12 protein-coding genes and 1 pseudogene are annotated in these 17103 nt (G+C 42.2%); 4 read left to right on the forward strand and 9 right to left on the reverse strand.

The features are described 5' to 3' along the window. The first annotated feature begins 289 nt into the window (after positions 1–289). Positions 290–1042 (forward strand): 16S rRNA (guanine(527)-N(7))-methyltransferase RsmG, encoded by a 753-nt coding sequence (gene rsmG / locus E7588_10115; protein ID MBE6689607.1) that lies wholly within the window; start codon positions 290–292, stop codon positions 1040–1042. 131 nt (positions 1043–1173) lie between these two features. Here rsmG and E7588_10120 read toward each other — a convergent pair whose 3' ends face one another. The 4 genes and pseudogenes from E7588_10120 to E7588_10135 form a co-directional block, all read right to left on the reverse strand. Next, positions 1174–2646: a DUF853 family protein gene (locus E7588_10120; protein MBE6689608.1), complete on the reverse strand. Its 1473-nt coding sequence runs from the start codon at positions 2644–2646 to the stop codon at positions 1174–1176. A gap of 42 nt (positions 2647–2688) precedes the next feature. After that, a complete protein-coding gene (locus tag E7588_10125) occupies positions 2689–3516 on the reverse strand; it encodes a radical SAM protein (GenBank protein ID MBE6689609.1) in 828 nt (275 codons plus the stop codon). A 7-nt stretch (positions 3517–3523) separates the two neighbouring features. Beyond that, entirely contained in the window at positions 3524–5578 is a 2055-nt protein-coding gene (locus tag E7588_10130; GenBank protein ID MBE6689610.1) for a hypothetical protein, read from the reverse strand. Between the two features lie 155 nt (positions 5579–5733). Continuing rightward, positions 5734–5826: pseudogene (locus tag E7588_10135) on the reverse strand (SHOCT domain-containing protein). Positions 5827–6888: 1062 nt separating this feature from the next. Between E7588_10135 and E7588_10140 the strand changes: the two are divergent. Continuing rightward, the gene (locus E7588_10140) at positions 6889–7086 is read left to right on the forward strand and encodes a helix-turn-helix transcriptional regulator (protein MBE6689611.1); all 198 of its coding nucleotides are present in this window, start codon (positions 6889–6891) and stop codon (positions 7084–7086) included. A gap of 130 nt (positions 7087–7216) precedes the next feature. On the opposite strand, the gene E7588_10145 is transcribed toward E7588_10140, so the two are convergent. Together E7588_10145 and E7588_10150 are read right to left on the reverse strand one after the other, a co-directional pair. Further along, positions 7217–8869 carry a long-chain fatty acid--CoA ligase gene (locus E7588_10145; protein ID MBE6689612.1) on the reverse strand — a complete coding sequence of 551 codons (1653 nt, stop codon included), beginning with the start codon at positions 8867–8869 and terminating at the stop codon, positions 7217–7219. A gap of 247 nt (positions 8870–9116) precedes the next feature. After that, entirely contained in the window at positions 9117–11408 is a 2292-nt protein-coding gene (locus E7588_10150; protein MBE6689613.1) for a hypothetical protein, read from the reverse strand. A gap of 278 nt (positions 11409–11686) precedes the next feature. Here E7588_10150 and E7588_10155 point away from each other — a divergent pair, with 278 nt between their 5' ends. Further along, the gene (locus tag E7588_10155; GenBank protein ID MBE6689614.1) at positions 11687–12466 is read left to right on the forward strand and encodes a helix-turn-helix domain-containing protein; all 780 of its coding nucleotides are present in this window, start codon (positions 11687–11689) and stop codon (positions 12464–12466) included. 154 nt (positions 12467–12620) lie between these two features. Here E7588_10155 and E7588_10160 read toward each other — a convergent pair whose 3' ends face one another. Beyond that, a complete protein-coding gene (locus E7588_10160) occupies positions 12621–14114 on the reverse strand; it encodes a hypothetical protein (GenBank protein ID MBE6689615.1) in 1494 nt (497 codons plus the stop codon). A 605-nt stretch (positions 14115–14719) separates the two neighbouring features. On the opposite strand from E7588_10160, the gene E7588_10165 reads away from it, so the two are divergent. Continuing rightward, positions 14720–15133: a hypothetical protein gene (locus tag E7588_10165; GenBank protein MBE6689616.1), complete on the forward strand. Its 414-nt coding sequence runs from the start codon at positions 14720–14722 to the stop codon at positions 15131–15133. Positions 15134–16134: 1001 nt separating this feature from the next. Here E7588_10165 and E7588_10170 read toward each other — a convergent pair. Continuing rightward, the gene (locus E7588_10170; GenBank protein ID MBE6689617.1) at positions 16135–16614 is read right to left on the reverse strand and encodes a hypothetical protein; all 480 of its coding nucleotides are present in this window, start codon (positions 16612–16614) and stop codon (positions 16135–16137) included. Between the two features lie 15 nt (positions 16615–16629). Further along, positions 16630–17094, reverse strand: coding sequence for a hypothetical protein (locus tag E7588_10175; GenBank protein MBE6689618.1), 465 nt, complete (start codon positions 17092–17094; stop codon positions 16630–16632). Positions 17095–17103: the final 9 nt, after the last annotated feature.

Here is a 17103-nt window from a genome sequence, read left to right on the forward strand (position 1 = left end):
TACTTTTTAAACGTTTGAAAGGAATGGATTATTACGATGAAGAAGAATTATACCAAGCCTGAAATCGAAATGGTTGAGTATAAAGCTAACGACGTAATCATGACAGCCAGTGGTGTGGCTGCAAGTCTTGATAACGACGTTCAGTGGCTCAGCAGTTGGACCGTTAACGCTAACAGCGGCAGTCTCAACAGTTTGCTCAAATAATTTGATTTCCTATCAGAAGAAAAAGCAGCAGGATTCAGCCTGCTGCTTTTTTTCTGAATTTTAAATATAATCAGTACGAGGACTTATGAAAAAACTTCTCTGTGCGGCAACTGCCGATTTTATAACACTTGACGAAAATATGCTGGCGCGGTTTGAAAAATTCACCGATATAATGGTGGACACCAATAAATCCATGAATATCACCGCCATTACCGATCCGGAGGGTATTGCCCTCAAGCACTATGCCGACTCTCTTTCCCTTATTTCCACAGGCCTTTTTACCGACGGAAAGAAGGTGTGCGATATAGGGTGTGGCGGAGGTTTCCCCGGCATCCCCATGAAAATAGCTTTGCCGGGCGTTCATTTCCACATGATTGACAGCACCGAAAAAAAGATAAATTATCTTAAAAATACTGCTGCCGCGCTTGAACTTAAGAATATCGACTTCACCGCCGCCCGTGCCGAGGAGCTTACCAAAAACGGGGCAAAAATTAATCTGCGCGAAAAATATGATATAGCCACCGCCCGTGCCGTGGCACGTCTTAATGTTCTGTGCGAATTGTGCCTGCCCTTTGTAAAGGTCGGTGGATATTTCCTTGCCATGAAGGGCGCAAAGGCGCAGGAGGAAGCTGATGAGGCAAAAAATGCCGTAACTTCACTGGGCGGAAAAATTGCCGAAATAAAGAAAATTGAGTTTAATCTGCCCGATTACGAAGATAACCCTGCCGTTCGTGAGTTTGTTACTGCTGAACGTTACATAATAATGATCGAAAAGACCAAAAAAACACCGCCCCAGTATCCCCGCGCTTATGCGGCAATAACCAAAAAACCGCTCTAAAAAGATTGTCTCATCAAACCGAAAAACGTATAAATAAAAAATGCAGAGGTAAATGCTTGAATTTACCTCTGCATTTTTTCATATTTACATAAGAAATATATCTGATGAGACAGTCTCTTTTGTTTTTTGAATTACTTCAAAAAGCTTCCCAGAATACCTCTGACTATCTTTTTGCCTACCTCTCTGCCGATGGTGGTTGCCGTACTGTTTATTGCCTTTTCAAAGACACTCTGACGTCTTCTTCCGGTGGATTTTTTGGTTTTGGTTTTTGCCTTTTGTTCTTTTTTCTTTTGCTTTTCCAGCTCTTTTTCCTTTTCGGCATTTATTTCGGTGAGCTGTTCGTATGCCGATTCATTGTCTTTTTCAGTCATGTACTTGTTTTTAAAGGCACTTGAATTTATAACTTCCTTGAAATCCCCCTCCGAAATTGCCGACATACTGCTTTTCGGCGGCAGAATATTGGCTCTTTCGACAACAGAGGGTACACCCTTTTCATCCAGAACCGATACAAGCGCTTCGCCCGTTCCCAATTCCGAAATGGCATCTACCGTTCTGAAGGCGGGATTTATTCTGAACGACCTGGCCGCCGCGTTTACTGCTTTTTGATCGGCAGGTGTATAGGCGCGCAGTGCATGCTGAACGCGGTTTCCTATCTGCCCCAGAACGCTGTCGGGGATATCAGTGGGGTTTTGTGTGATGAACCACACGCTTACGCCTTTTGAACGTATAAGACGCACAACCTGCTCCACCTTGTCCACCAGTGCCTTCGGTGCATCGTCAAAAAGAAGGTGCGCCTCGTCAAAGAAGAAAGCAAGCTTTGGCTTTTCAAGATCGCCTGCCTCGGGAAGCATGTCATATATCTCCGAAAGCATCCACAGAAGAAATGTTCCGTAAAGAAGCGGACGCTGAAAAAGCTCGGAGCATTCAAGAATATTCATATATCCTCTGCCATCGCCGTCCCACTCCATCCAGTCCGAAAGCTCCAGAGAAGGTTCACCGAAGAACATCTCTCCGCCCTCGTCCTCAAGGGTCAGAAGTGCACGCTGAATGGCTCCTATTGTCTGGGAGGATACATTTCCGTATTCCAGCTTAAAATCCTTGGCATTGTCGCCAACATACTGAAGCATGGCTTTAAGGTCCTTAAGATCGATAAGAAGAAGCTCCTTATCATCCGCAACTCTGAAAACAATGCGCAAAACACCACTCTGAGTGTCGTTAAGCCCCAAAAGCCTTGCCAGAAGCTCAGGACCCATCTCCGAAACGGTTGTACGCACGGGTAAGCCCTTTTTGCCGTAAACATCCCAGAACTGAACAGGATATGTACAGTAATTGAAATCTGTAATGCCCATGGTATCGATGCTTCGTCTGATATGTTTGTTTTCACAGCCCTGCTTGCACATACCGCTAAGGTCGCCCTTAATGTCGGCAACAAATACGGGTACACCCATATCTGAAAAGCTTTCCGCAAGCACTTTCAGCGTAACGGTTTTACCCGTACCTGTGGCTCCCGCAATAAGTCCGTGGCGGTTAGCCATTGAAGGCTCAAGGTAAACTCTTTTTTCGCCCGTTGCAAGCCAAATTTTATGAATATCCTTCTTATACATAGCTCAACCTCTTTTTTGCAGTATGCGAAATACTGCAATATTTTATACAAATCTCTGTGCATAGCCGCATTTTTTGCATAATTCCTCCGAAGCCTTGCCGCACTTAAAGGCGTCGGTCATTTTCAGGGCTCTTTCGGAATTAAGAATACTTTCAATATCTTCCTTAAATATATTGCCGAGATTAATAACACCGTCACTGTCAAGACAGCATGGAACAACAGTGCCGTCCGAGAGTATGCCGAACTGGTCCTTAAGCCCGTAGCAGTGGAAGTTTACGCCCTTGATTTCGCCCTCAATGTCCGGCCACTCAAAGCGTTCTCCCCATTCCAGATGTATTTTATTCCGTATCCGTATACCTCTGGTGTCCTTCACCCATTCTCCGCTGATATGCTCCCTGAGAATGTCAAAGGCGGTTCGGTTCCTGTCATCTTCAAAGCCCTTGTTCCAAAGACGAAAAATCACAAGAATACCGCGTTCTGCGGCTTTTTTTGAAAACTCCGCAAGCTCCCGCACATAGGCACTGTGGCTGTCGTTATCGCCGTTTTCGAAGCTGTGCAGGGATACGTTTATTTTGTATACTCCCGAATTTAAAAGCTCTTCGGCACGCTCTTTTATAAGAGTGCCGTTGGTTGTGATAATTGATTTGAACCCCTTTTCCTTTGCGTATTTAATAAATTCCGCAATATCGGGGTGGGTGAGAGGCTCTCCCATCAGGTGGTAATAAATATACTTTGTCTTGTCTCTGAGTTTGTCCAGAATGTAATAAAACTCACCCGTGCTCATTTTACGCATTGGCCGTTTGTGTCCATGGCAAAATGAACAATTCATATTGCATACGTTGGTAATTTCGATATAAACCTTGTTGTACATAGTGCTTTTATTCCGCACACACCTTTATTGTATGTACACAGGGAGTATTTGCCGTAAAACGGTCAAAGCGTATGCGAACGGCAGATTTTTCACTGCAGTAGGGTATGATGTACTCAAAGGGTTTCCCGCCTGAATTTTGCGAAACGGTATACTCTTTTCCGTCCAGCTCGATTTTTATATCAATGCAATCACAAAGATGGGTGCCCAGAAGGATTTTTATAAGATTTTCCTTATGTGGCTTTACGGCAATCTCATAGCTGAACCAGCCGTGAGTGTTTACCACGCTCCAGCTTGCACCTCGTCCCGTTCCGGGTATGCGGTACAGAAGTCCCGACTCGCTTACAAAGGTATCGCTGAAGTTTACCTCCTTCTGAAGCTTGTGAGCCTCGTTTGCACCACCGCAGACTATAAAGTCAACAAGTCCTTTTTCACTTTCAAGCCGGTCTGTCATTTTCTTTTCCGCTTCAAAGCTTACCTTTACCTCGTCTATAAAGCTCTTGACATAGTCAAATTCCTGTGTTGCACCGTAAATAACACCGCTTCTGCAGTAAAAGTCGATGCCCAGAAGTCTGAATGCCTCTTCACTGTCCGCCGTAAGCTCCTTGTAGGCGTTTTCAAGCCCTGTAATGTACTTTTCATCCTTTTTCTCAAAATATTTTGCGTAGTTGAAAAATACCTTTACAAGACCGTTCCACACTCTTGCGATATATTTGAGGTTGGCAAATTTTTTGTGCAGGTCATCAAATGCACCTTGGCTCATTTTGCTCTTGAGGGTGAGGAGCTTTTCGTAAATCTGAGCGGAGGTGTCGACGGCGTGCTGTTTTTCTGCCATTACACTTTCGATGCTTCCGCGTTGCCAGTTTTGGGGTATGAACCATTCCTCCGAGGCAATGCAGAACTCGTCCTTCATCATTTCAAAATAGAAATGGTTCTTGCAGTGGTTAAGACGCGGGAAAGCACTCAGCTCGCTGAAATAGTAGCCCTTGAGCCATATTATCTCTCTGAGAATCTGCTCGGTGGGTTCCATTATTTCACGCATTTCTTCAGCACATTCAGGGTATGTTCTCTCGAAAAATTCGTCTATGGCAGTATCGGTGTTCTTGCCCTGCATGCAGGCGTTCATTATGTCGAGATTAACCTCATTTACACTGCCGAAGGGATGGCGACCGCCACGGTCGATTCGGTTGACGTAGCCTGCGGGTGTGAAGCCCTCGCAGTACTCGAACTTTTCAATTATGTGGTTTTTCAGCATTATAGGAATACGTCCCTTGCCGAAATATTCTCCGAAAATGTCGGTTTCCACGAAAATGGGGTTTTTCTTTATCTTGTTGAAAAACTTGTTGTGAGGCAGACAAAGGCTCCAGTCAAACTGGGTCCACTTGTCCATGATAAGAAGATCTGTGGAAATGCTTTCGTATGCCTTTGTCATCATTTCGTAGTCCTTTTCCACGCTGGCAAAGGGACGTACGATAAGCTCTTTTCCGAGACTCCGACAGGTGTTGTACAGAATTTCGGTTACGTATTTTACGCGCTCAACCTTGTCAAGCTTCTGGTTTTTAAGGCGCAAAATCGGCACTTTTGTTTCGTGCAGTGTCAGAATTATGCCGTCCATATAAGGGTACGCCGCGAAAAAGTCGGCTATGCGGTTTTCCAGAAAGTCCTTTACAAGAGGATGTGTGACCTCGATGTCGCCGTCGCTGCCCAGTATTTCGGGATAGTCGGCGGAAAAGCCGTCGGGCAGATCAAGCTCGTGATGCCACATATACATTTTTATGCCCGCGTTGTGTGCTTTTTCACAGCCTGCGTTAAGGTGCTCAAGGTTATAGTTCATATACTGTGTATCCTTGTCACCGTTGTAACGGCTGTATTTGCGGTAGGGTGTAATACCGTCAATGTTGCCCTTTATGTAGTTGTGAATGGGACCGATGAACTGTATGTGTGTAATGCTGTTTTTTATGGCGTAATCCACCGTGTACATAAAGTATTCGGGGTCTATGTCAACAGGGTTGCACACCGATATTCCGCGAATCATGTCACGGTAATTTGTATTTGAAGTTTCCATATTATCCTCCGAAAAAAGATATATGAATATAATATCATTTTTTTATGCATTTGTCAATGTTAAAGCTTATCGATAATCGCTCAAAACAAAATAAAAACCCCCATACGAACATAAAGAAAAAACGGAGCGGCATTGTCTGCCGCTCCGTGTATGTATTACAAACCAAGTAACTGCTTTTTCTTTGCATCAAATTCTTCCTGTGTTATAATACCGCTGTCAAGGAGTTCTTTGTACTTTTTCAGTTCGTCTGTCGTTTGAGGCTGTTCTTGCGAAGCTGTGTTTGCTGCTTTACTTGTGCAAAGAGTGTTTATCTTGTCCTGCATTATAATACAAGCAACAATAGGGATAAAAATACCGAGGATTAAACAGAGTGTTGCCATGTCAGAATTGTTGATACCCTTTGACTTATTGAATGAGTCAATTCTTTGTCCGTGTTTGTAAAACCAATAAATAGAATAGAACGGAACAAATATGAAAAGCAACAATTTGTTTGTAGGATTATAATATTCGGCATTCGGGCTCTTATTTAAGTATTTTGTTGTACGGTATGTCCAAATCAAATTCCAAATTCCAAAAGTGAAAAGAAGAAGCAAAATATGCTTGCCTAATCCGCAATATACTTCATCATTTATTCCCTCGCTTGAATTTGTCGATATATTAGGCTTGATTTCGGAATAAGGGTTTTTCAGCCAAGCTCCTATGCTTAATAAAGTAAATCCGCCGAGCAGCAATTTTATAACGCCGAGCATTCCGAGAGTACCGCCCCGAAGTGAAAGAATAATGTCCGGTATTAAATATATAATTGCGGGAAGATTGAAAAGCTTGTTGGAAAAATCTCTGATTTTTGACAGGTCTGCTTTTATAAGTGTCTGTTCGCAAGCGGCGAGTGCATGTACAGTTAAAAGCGCATGTGCCGCCAAATAAAGCAGATTATAGATGCTAAAGGATGTGACAAGGTAGATGACATCCAGTAAGGCGTTGCAACCAAGTGCGATAACCAATATGTTATTATATTTCTTTGCAAACAGAATTCCGCAAAGCACCAAGTCGATTACAATTTCAATTACTAGGGCCGATGAAACATAGAATGAGTTGTGAACCCGAAGTTCAGTTAATTTTAGTACATCAAATATTCTCAGTACAGCTAACACAATCAACATATATGCCGCAATTGGTGTGCGTATTTTTTTATTCATGCTTTAATCTCCTTATACTTATACATTTTTGTACATTATAACACCAAGCGGTGTTTTTGTCAACACCTTTTGGTGTTTTTTTGTATAATATTCCGTATACTACACAAGAGGTGAATTGTTGTGTATAGAAGAATACGCGACTTGCGCGAGGATAATGATAAAACGCAGAGGGACATTGCCGACTATCTGAATATGCAATTAACTGTATATCAAAGATACGAACGCGGAGAACGAGAGTTACCGCTGTGGGTGGCAATAAAGCTGGCGGATTATTATAAGGTCACATTGGATTATCTTGTTGAGCGAGAATAAAAGCACATTGTTTAAATTCTTAAACAATGTGCTTTTTTAGATTTATCAAACCGAAAATTTTAGTGACGTTGCACGACAGGCAAATCCGCACTCCCGTTTTTTCGCAACACCAATCTGTTTTCCTGCGTATTTATTGCTTTTCCACATTATCGCCGAAGCGTTTTACCTTTCGGGTAGTAGTTTTTTCGAGAGGAAATTTGAGAATATCTACCGCACGTATATTCTTGTATTTCGGCATAACGGCATTTACCTCATCCACTGCTTTCTTTATTGCCGCTACCTTTTCCTCGTCGGAGGGTATGTGACCGAGCGCTTCCTTTATTGCGGCGGTATTGGGATAAATTCTTGCCTTGACCTGAATTCTGCCGTTTATCTGTGCGGGTACAACAATAACATCGCTTACCGCCTCATAATCTGAAAGACGCGCTTCAAGCTCCTCCGGGTAAATGTTTTTACCGTTTTCGGTTACTATGATGTTTTTCTTTCTGCCCGTAATGTAAAGTGCACCGTCCGGGTCCATTCTTCCGTAGTCGCCTGTGCAGAACCAGCCGTTGCGGAACACTGCCTTTGTTGCCTCTTCGTCGTTGAAGTAGCCCAGCATGATGTTCTCGCCCTTTGCAAGAATTTCACCCACACCGTCCTCGTTGGGATTTTCGATTTTCAATTCGACGCCCGGAATTGCAATACCGGTTGATTTGGGATTGAAATAAAAATCGTTATTTCCGGCAAGAAGAGGCGAACATTCGGTAAGTCCGTAGCCCTGGAGAGTGCGTATGCCGAGCGCGGTAAAATCATCCACTATGGAGGTGTCAAGGTCTGCCGCACCCACAATGAATAATCTGATTTTTCCGCCGAGAGTGGCTTTTACCTTCTTCTTTATCACGGCTCGTATTATAAAAGGTGTATGTCTGAGTGCATAGGCAAGGGAATGGTTTTCATAGAGAGCACGGTATTTTTTGGGACATTCCTTTGCAATATTGCTCTTTATGCGGTTGTCAAGCACCTTCAGAAGCTCGGGTACAACAACAAGTATGGAGGGTGAGTATTCCTTTATATTATTTGCAATGGTACGCAGACTTTCCGCATAGCTAATGCAAAGCCCCTTTGAAATCATGAGAATACAGTTGAGTGTGCATTCGTAGGTGTGGTGCAGCGGAAGAATGGACATAGTGCTGTCCTTTGTGCTGTCCACGTGAACTATGCGCAGGGTGGAATATATATTTACACATATATTGTTCTGCGAAAGGCAAACCGCTTTGGAGCTTCCGGTAGTACCTGAGGTAAACAGAAGCACGCGCAGCTCATCCTTTTCCGGGTCGGGTATTTCGCTTTCACTTACCCCGGAGCTTTTTCCCATCTTTGCCATCTGCTCTACTGATGAAAACGGATGCACTGCAGTGTCTGTTGTTACCTTTGCAATACACGAATCGTCCGCACATACGGCACAGCACTCGGCGGCATCTGTGAAATTCTTTATATCCTGCTCACCCAGCTCCTTGTCTATGGGTACAACAACACCCACAGAAGCGGCGGCAAGATAGCAAACCACCCATTCGTAGCAGTTTTTGCCCATTACCGCAATTCTTTTACCCTTGTAACCCAGCTCGATAAAGCGACGGCACAAGCCGTAAAATGTATCACGCAATTCGGTATAGCTTATTTTCCTGTATGTATTTTCGCCCTTTTTTATAATAAAAGCATCGTTTTTCGGAAAAAGTGTGGCGGAGTTGTCAATGATTTCACGAAAATTATTGAATCTTCTTTCGTTGTATAGTTTACTCATAGTTCCTCCTTTGAAAACGCAGTCAGTTAGTTAATCGAATTATATTATTTAGTTTTCAAAACTATGTGTATATTTTATCACAGAACTAAATTTTGTTCTATGTATGAAAAGTAAATTTTATAAAAATATATGAAAAACAAAAAATCTCCCCAATAAAACTTTCAAACGGGAAGTTTTATTGGAGAGAGTAAGGGGAGGAAACTTTTCCGAAAATCCCTCTCTTATATAATTTGTTCCGTATTTGACCTTAATTCATAAAATCAAACGGAGTATCAAGTGTTTTTATGATGTCAAACCAGCGGAGCATGTCTTGCTTTTTGTAGGTGGGGAAGCCTGTGATAAAGTGATTTGCGTATTCTTTGCCGTTTACACTGTATTTAATGACCAAAAGGCGCTGCTCGCTACGGATACCTTTGATGGTTCCGATTATTTTCGTGCAGTCGGCTTCCGCAGAATCATTTGCGCAAAATAGTTTTTCGCCTGTATCTCCGTCGGATATCGTCACCTTTACCTCTGTTTCGCCGTGGGTGTGATTGGAGATATACACCGGGTTATTCAATCCACAGCTGTCGGCGGGTGCAACAAAGCATAATACAGGCTGCTGTGCGCGTTTCAAATAATGAAACGCAATTTTTTTGTTGAAGTAGTAATCCACAATGGAATCGGATATCTGCGGCCAGCAATCAATCATATTCCACCACAAAAGACCGTGAAAATTATTGTGTGCACGGCAATGCTCCATGAAAAACTTTAATGCCTCTGCCTGATAGAGCTGTGAAAGCAGCGCAAATTCGTTCATGTCGCTCGGAACCTCGCCATACATGAGCTTCACGTGATTACGCATCATTTCATTTCGTCCGTTTGAAAGCTCCGTAAAGACATCTTCTGTGGAATGTACCGCCCAGAATATGTTGTCGAGGGGCCACACGGAATCCTCGGGAATGTACTTTCGGATGCCGGATGGTGCGGGACAACCATGGAATCCGCATTCACTTATAAAATTTGCCGTATTATTGGTGTAAAAACTGTCCCTGAACCAACGATTACCGCCCCAGAGATGTTGCTCCGGAACATTGAACTTATTGAAGCCCTCGGGAATCTCGGGAGAGGATTTTATCAGAACTCTGAACGGGTCATGTGATGCACATACGCTAGGCAATACGTCATAGGCTATGTGATTGCGGTAAGATAAGCGGGATGGAGCTTCATTTGCCTCGTTTTTGTAATCGATTTCGTTGTCACTGCACCATACCGCAACGCTGGGATGATTGCGCAGCTTTCTGATAACGGATGAAGCCTCTTCCTCTATTGCCTGCCTGAATTCTTCGGTTTTGGGATAATTGGTATTGCCCATTGCAAAATCCTGCCATACGAGAATTCCCGCCTCGTCGCACAGAGAGAAGAAGGAGTGATCCTCATAAACGTTTCCGCCCCAGCAACGCACCATATTGCATCCGCATTCGGTAAGAAGCTTGTGCGCTCTCTCAAGTCTTTCCGCGTCCCGCGAATGAAGCGCATCAAGAGGCACCCAGTTGGTTCCCTTTGCAAAAAACGGCTTGTTGTTTACAATAAATCTGAATTGCTGATCCCCGACGTCAAATCTTTGCTCCAGTGAGAGTGTACGCAGACCGATACGCTCCTTTTTTGTATCCAGCACCGTGTCGCCGCATATAAGCTCCATGGTGATGTCATACAAATTCTGCTCGCCGTAGCCGTACGGCCACCAAAGCTTTGCGTTACTTATTACCGCAGTATAATTCATACTGACAAAATGTGCTGGACGGATAAATTCAAAGCTGTGGTCACCGCATTTGCCGTGTATTCTGATTTTTAAGTTTTCAAGGGTGTCACGGTCGGTCGTAAATCTTACTGCATATCGTAATGTCACATTTTTGTCCTTGAGCGAGGAGCAGGCATAATAAGTCTCTGTTATTCTTGTGTTGGCAACGGCACATATCTCTACCGAGCGCCACAAGCCTGCGCTTACAATGCGAGGTGCGATATCCCATCCGAAGCAGTGCGGTGCTTTTCGGATATGGCATATCTCATTTCTGTGAGCCGTGCCCCACATGGCCATGGTGTGCTCTTTGTTTCTTACATAATTCATGGAAGAATGAATATGTACGACCAGTCTGTTTTCACCGTCAAGAGATATAATATCCGTCACATCAAACTCATGCTCAATGAACATATTCTTTGCCGAGCCGATGTGTTTGCCGTTCAGATATATGTCGGATATGGTGTCTATTCCGCTGAATTTCAAGACATATCTGTCGGAACGCAGGTCCTTTTCGACAAAAAATTCCTTTTCATAAACCCATTGATAGTACTCATATTTGCGATAGCGGTGAATATTGTCGGCATAGAACGGGTCATACTCGATCCCCGCCCGAAACAGATCAAGCTGTGTGTTGCCGGGGACAGAAGAGGACACAGACTCCCAATCCTTCAAAATCTCTTCTGAAAAAGCTTGGGGACATCCCGCCGATTCGGGTGCAAAATACAACCGCCATGTACCGTTAAGTGATTGATTCAACATTGCTTATACCTCTTTAACACTTTATTTTCATGTGCTTGGATATCTTTGCTTTCGGCTATAACGCTTTCAAATATTGCGTTTGTTTTGAAAACCTTACCGCCACACGTGGCTGATATGCGTTTTTTGACCACATACGGATTTTTGATATTACCATATATTCAACATATCATGTGCTTTTATTTTATCAGAAAAAAACTCGTTTGAGAATGGCTTTTTTACGGAAAAATATTGCTTTTATTTGGAATTGGTGATAAAATATCATAAAAGGCGGTGGTTTTTTGCATATTTTGAAAAAGGAAGACCTCTTCTCCGATGCATTGGTATGGGCTATCAAAAAAAGGTATATAGGGGATTATAAGGCTCATGGTCATGATTTTTTTGAAATAGAGTATGTAATAAAGGGACAGGGCATTTACGAGATAGACGGCAAATCGTATCATATAAAAGAGGGTATGCTGTTCTTTATGACCCCTGCCAACGTTCATGCCGTAAAGGGCGCCGACATGGAGCTTATAAACGTCATGTTCAAAACCGGCGGTGATATATTACCCTTCAATGTGGGAAGCTCCTGCATATCGGTTACCGAAATCCCCGCGCAGGACAGAACGTTGATTTATGAAATGCTTTTTGAGCTTGTGAAAATTCATCAGAATAATGCATACTACGGAAGATTGATACTTGAATGTGTTTTTCAAAAGCTGTCCTTGTTTGCCGATAAAAGCACCAAGCCCACCGAGCAATATATTTCCAAAGCCATAACCTTTATATTGGAAAACTTCAGAAAAGGAATTACCCTGGGAGATGTTGCGAGAAATCTCGGATTGTCAAAGGCTTACCTATCAGACTATTTTGTCAAACAAACGGGTATAAACTTCAAAGCATATCTGGATAACCTGCGTTTTGATTATGTCAGAATACTGCTCGAATTCACCGATGCTCCCGTGGGAGAGGTATATGCCGATGCGGGTTTTACGGATTACACCAACTTTTCGCGACGCTTCAAAAGCCGCTTCGGAATGTCACCGTTTGCATATAGAAAAAACAATACAAAGGAATAACCTCTGCGCCTTCAGATAAAGAAAATCGGACACATCACAGGAGAAAGCTCCTGAATGATGTGTCCGTTTTTATTGCACAAATGTGTTTTCAGCTATTTGTGTGCGGCATGCTCGCATACTTTATTTATGCAAAATGAATGTTTTATCCTGATTTTTAATCGTTTGTTTTACAGTTGCATTTTCCGAATGCGGTAAGGCTTACAAGTCCGGGGGTGATGCCTTTGGGTGCAGAAATTATTCTCAATCGTATTGCATAAGCGATAACAGGTTCAAATTGCCTGTAATCTATACACAGATCGTCCGTGTTATCTGAGGCATCCACAAGGGTTTTCCAGCTTGTGCATTTCGGATCGTCTGCATATTCAATAACATAGCATATGGGACCGGGAAATATACCGTTATCGGTGTCCATGCCGATATCTCGCCACATGAGACGCACGGAGTGTACAAAGTAAGATGTCGCGGTGCCCAGAATAAAGGTTATTTCGGGTGATTTGTCATCTTCTGCAGGCTGCCACCACGAAAGAACACTGTCATCACCGGCATAAATCGAATCTCTGCCGGGCGCATTGCTCGATGCGGTGGGGCGCTCCATAAAGGTGAGCGGCAAAAGCCCCGCAGAGTTGCCATTTTCGGGATTTTTAAGCACACCGGGTGCAAACTGAGGTGTTTCAGTCACCTCGGGGCAGTAAAGCTCACCGTTTTCATCTATGCCGATAGGATCCATTCCTATACGGCGCTCAAATTTATGATAGAAATTGAAAATACAGGTATAAAATATCCACAGAGTGTTATTGGGGCCGTCAACGATGCAACCGTGTCCCGCACCGCGCATTATCCCGTCAGGCTTTCGTGTGAGCGGGGTGTGTCTTTTCTGAGGAACAAAGCCGGAAAGAGGACCTTCGTCCGAATAAACAACGGCATTTGCATATTTTCCGTACTGAGTGCCGTTGGCACTGTACAGAAGATAATAGCGTGAGCCGATTTTTTTCATCCATTGACCCTCTATCCATCCCATACGGAGGTTTTGATTGTGCTCTCCCTTGGGCTGCCAGTAAATACTCGGGTCGTACTTGTTTATAACCACAGGTTCGGTAATGCATTCCCAGGGCTTGTCGGGGTTAAGCTCTACTCCCATTGTACATGCCATGTTCTCTACATCAAGATCACTCGGTATTAATTCGTGATAGTAAAAATAAAGTCTGTCTCCATCGGCAAGATAGCATCCGTCGGCAACCTTAAGTATGTTTCCGTTAACATCAGTAAGGTGACCGCACAATGTGAATGGCCCCAGCGGGCTGTCGGCAGAATATACCTCACTGATACTGTGACCGTTCAGATACCATTTACCTCTGAATTCCACAACCGCAGGACTGTATCTGAGGTTTGGCACGCCTATATCCACGTGCTTCCAGTGTACGAAATCTTCTGAAACATATGCCACCGCATAGCTTGGATACATTATCCATTTTCCGTCATGATATATAACACTTGGGTCTGATATGGAGCGAAAATCATTGCAGATAAGATCCGGTGTGAGAAGTGTGTCAAGCCATTTTCCGCTTTTGACATCCTCAACGGATAAAGGATTGCAATAAGTAAGCATATTAAATACTCCTGTTGTTATATAGATTTTTTTCGGCTTCATGAAGATGAAATGCCATTACTATGGCATTATACTATATACTGTACGAAAAGTCAAGTAAAAGCATGGGAAATTTTTGCCGTAAAAAGGACTCCCGAACCGAAGTTCAGGAGTCCTTTGAAAAGTCTTGAAAAGCCTTTATTTATGCTTATTTCGCCATAGCTTCCTGAATAGGGCGGTAACGAGGCGGTCATGCTAAGCCTCGGGGTTGTTACCTGCGCCGATAACAGAACCATCTGTCTGTTTGCCGTATCTTCATAAAAATTGGAAGATGTATTGATTTTTTGATGATAAAGTGATATAATGTAATTACCACAACAATAATTTTAAAATATAATGCCGATATTCTAACGAATATCTTTTTTGTGTTGCAATTTTATGCAATACACAACCACTTTGTGTTTTTGTTAAAAACGCAGGCTTATAATATGGTATGGTTGTGTATTCATATTTTAAGATTATTGTTGTGGTGACATGAAATCTAAAGCCTCGTTTTTATGCGTGGTACAGGTTTCTGTTGCCACGCATTTTTTATTGCGTGAGATTTGAGAAAGGGGTATAATTTAAATCTTACATCAATCAATTTATTAAAGAAAGGAATTTAAAAAATGAAAAAATTATTTGCATTGATTTTGACAATAATAGTATGTTTATCTTTTGCCGCTTGCGGAAATGTGGTTTCTACTTCAAAAGAGGAAATGTTGGAGCAGGCTGTTGAGTTGAATCGTGCAGAACTACTCGAAACTATGAATGCTAATGTAGCAAGAGCAAAAAAAGAGTATAATGACAAAATTGTTGAATTAAACGATATTCCTGTCTACTTTAAAGGTGAAAGTACTCTTGAAACACAATATCGTATATCTCTCAAACCCTCCGGATATACTACTCTATCATTAAGATTTGATTTACCAGAAAATGAGATGTTGGAAATTAATGACGGTGATCACATTTCTGTTGTTGGTATTTTAGAAGTTAAGAATTCAACTGACGCCACTTTAAAAAGTGCTTTTTTAATCGAATAAATTTAAAAGTACTATAAAAATAATCAAATAATAAAAACAAAATAAAAAGTCAGACTATTAACATAAACCATTTTAAAACATCGGTGTTAATAGTCTGACTTAAATTTTATCTGTTTTTCCAAAAGAGAAAAACATTTATAAAAGGTAAAAGACATATAAAACTCACGTCAACGAACAAAATAAAAAATCTCCCTTTAAAACTTTCAAATTAAAAGTTTTTGGGGAGGGGTACGGGGAGGACGTTTTTTCAAAAACGCCCTCCCCGATAATATCAAAACTATTCAATTACAATAAAATTATTTCGCCATAGCTTCCTGAACTGCAACGGCAACAGCAACGGTCATGCTAAGCCTCGGGGTTGTTACCAGCATCTGTGGTGCAAGGATAGCCATTGAAATGCGCTCCTAAACACACGATTTATGTGTGATTTGTTATTCGTTTTTCACTCTTGTGGACGAAATGTGGACGAGAATTTGCCCACGCTCATTATACCATATCTTGTACACGATGTCAAGCACTCGATTTCGCCTACTCTATTATACCATAAAACACAAGGCTTTTCCTATTACTAAACCACTGGGCACGATAAAACCGCAAGACACAAAGATTATTGTGTACAAGCCTCCGGGCGATATTTCTTACAACTCACCGAAAAATAATGTCCAAAATACATTTCGACCGTAGGGAGAAGTGTATTTTGAAGCTATAGCCACCAAGAGTGGGGGCGGTGTTTGTGGAGCGATAGCGACACAAGCAATAGCAAGGGGGTGAAACCACACATTTTCTGTTGTAAGCGAATTTAGCTTTATAAAAAAACAAACGGAAAAGAGTTTGAAATCATTCAACTTCATTTCCGTTTAATTTAATTATTTCTACTGTATTGTAATTTAGGCAAATTATTTCTTGCTATCATCATATCGTCAGATACACCAAAGGCACTCCGTTCGGAGTGCCTTTGGTAGTTTTTTGCATTCGATTTTTCTCAATACACTGTTCTGCTATTAATACTCAACTTCTGAGCCGTGCTCTTTAGCAAGTTCTTCTAATGCTTTGTTATATCCGTCAAGAAGTTCAACAGCTTCTTCAAGCTTTTGGCTTCCTGCATTTATTGTTGCTTCCTCCTGAGTTTCACAGCCTTCAGAGAGAGCTTCAAATCCTGTCTTGTAAGCTTCCATCACCTTAACATACTTATCCTTTATTGCTTTAACTTCTTCTGTTTCAGGGGTAATACCCTTGAGTTTTTCAAGCGAACCGTTTACAAGAGGAAGAAGTGTATCGTCAATACTTTTCTTGATAGCAGCATCGTCTTCAAGTGTTTCCCAAGTTCCAACCTCTGTCGTGATTTTTGTATAATTTTCAGTAACTTCTTTCATTTCAACATTTAAGAAGTTTTCCAAATCATCATAGACAGGATCACTGCAACCTGTTAAAAGCGTAAATGACATAACTACCATAAGTAAAAGTGCAAAAATCTTTTTCATAATAAAATCTTCCATTTATTTAGTTCCCTTATATGCCGGTGCGACAAAAGCCTTGAATTTGTCAACATTGTTTTTATTGTAATACTCATACGCATAGATGTCATCCTCGCTAAGCTCTCTTACGGGCTTGAAATCCTCGTAGTACGCCCAAATCTGTTCTCCGTTATATTTGTCTGTAACGGGAAGAGTATTACCAACCTTTGGTCCCGTTACCCAGATTCTGTCGCCATTAGTATAAGAGTGCTGAAGTATCATCCATTGATTATCCGAAGTGGGCAGGAAGTTTTTACCGTTTGTACCGCCCTTCCAGCCGCGAAGATTTTTTTCATCGGGGAGTACCGCCTGATAATATCCGATTTCATCAGCATTTACACTTCTTTGCGCAACTAAAATTGCTTCCTGAATGGTGCAGGTACCCTGCGGGTCAATGGCTGTATCGCTCTTGCCTTTGATAAGCCCGAGTGCATTCATAAACGCCATAGGCTCGTT

Source organism: Oscillospiraceae bacterium (genome assembly GCA_015065085.1).
In the GTDB taxonomy this organism is placed as follows: Bacteria; Bacillota; Clostridia; order Oscillospirales; family SIG627; genus SIG627.

Bases quoted from the DNA above. Each gene is read 5' to 3' on its own strand.
- E7588_10130 (MBE6689610.1), bottom strand. From the start codon at position 5,578: ATGGAAACTTCAAATACAAATTACCGTGACATGATTCGCGGAATATCG.
- rsmG (MBE6689607.1), top strand. From the start codon at position 290: ATGAAAAAACTTCTCTGTGCGGCAACTGCCGATTTTATAACACTTGAC.
- E7588_10170 (MBE6689617.1), bottom strand. From the start codon at position 16,614: ATGAAAAAGATTTTTGCACTTTTACTTATGGTAGTTATGTCATTTACG.
- E7588_10145 (MBE6689612.1), bottom strand. From the start codon at position 8,869: ATGAGTAAACTATACAACGAAAGAAGATTCAATAATTTTCGTGAAATC.
- E7588_10160 (MBE6689615.1), bottom strand. From the start codon at position 14,114: ATGAAGCCGAAAAAAATCTATATAACAACAGGAGTATTTAATATGCTT.
- E7588_10125 (MBE6689609.1), bottom strand. From the start codon at position 3,516: ATGTACAACAAGGTTTATATCGAAATTACCAACGTATGCAATATGAAT.
- E7588_10165 (MBE6689616.1), top strand. From the start codon at position 14,720: ATGAAAAAATTATTTGCATTGATTTTGACAATAATAGTATGTTTATCT.
- E7588_10120 (MBE6689608.1), bottom strand. From the start codon at position 2,646: ATGTATAAGAAGGATATTCATAAAATTTGGCTTGCAACGGGCGAAAAA.
- E7588_10150 (MBE6689613.1), bottom strand. From the start codon at position 11,408: ATGTTGAATCAATCACTTAACGGTACATGGCGGTTGTATTTTGCACCC.
- E7588_10175 (MBE6689618.1), bottom strand. From the start codon at position 17,094: ATGGCGTTTATGAATGCACTCGGGCTTATCAAAGGCAAGAGCGATACA.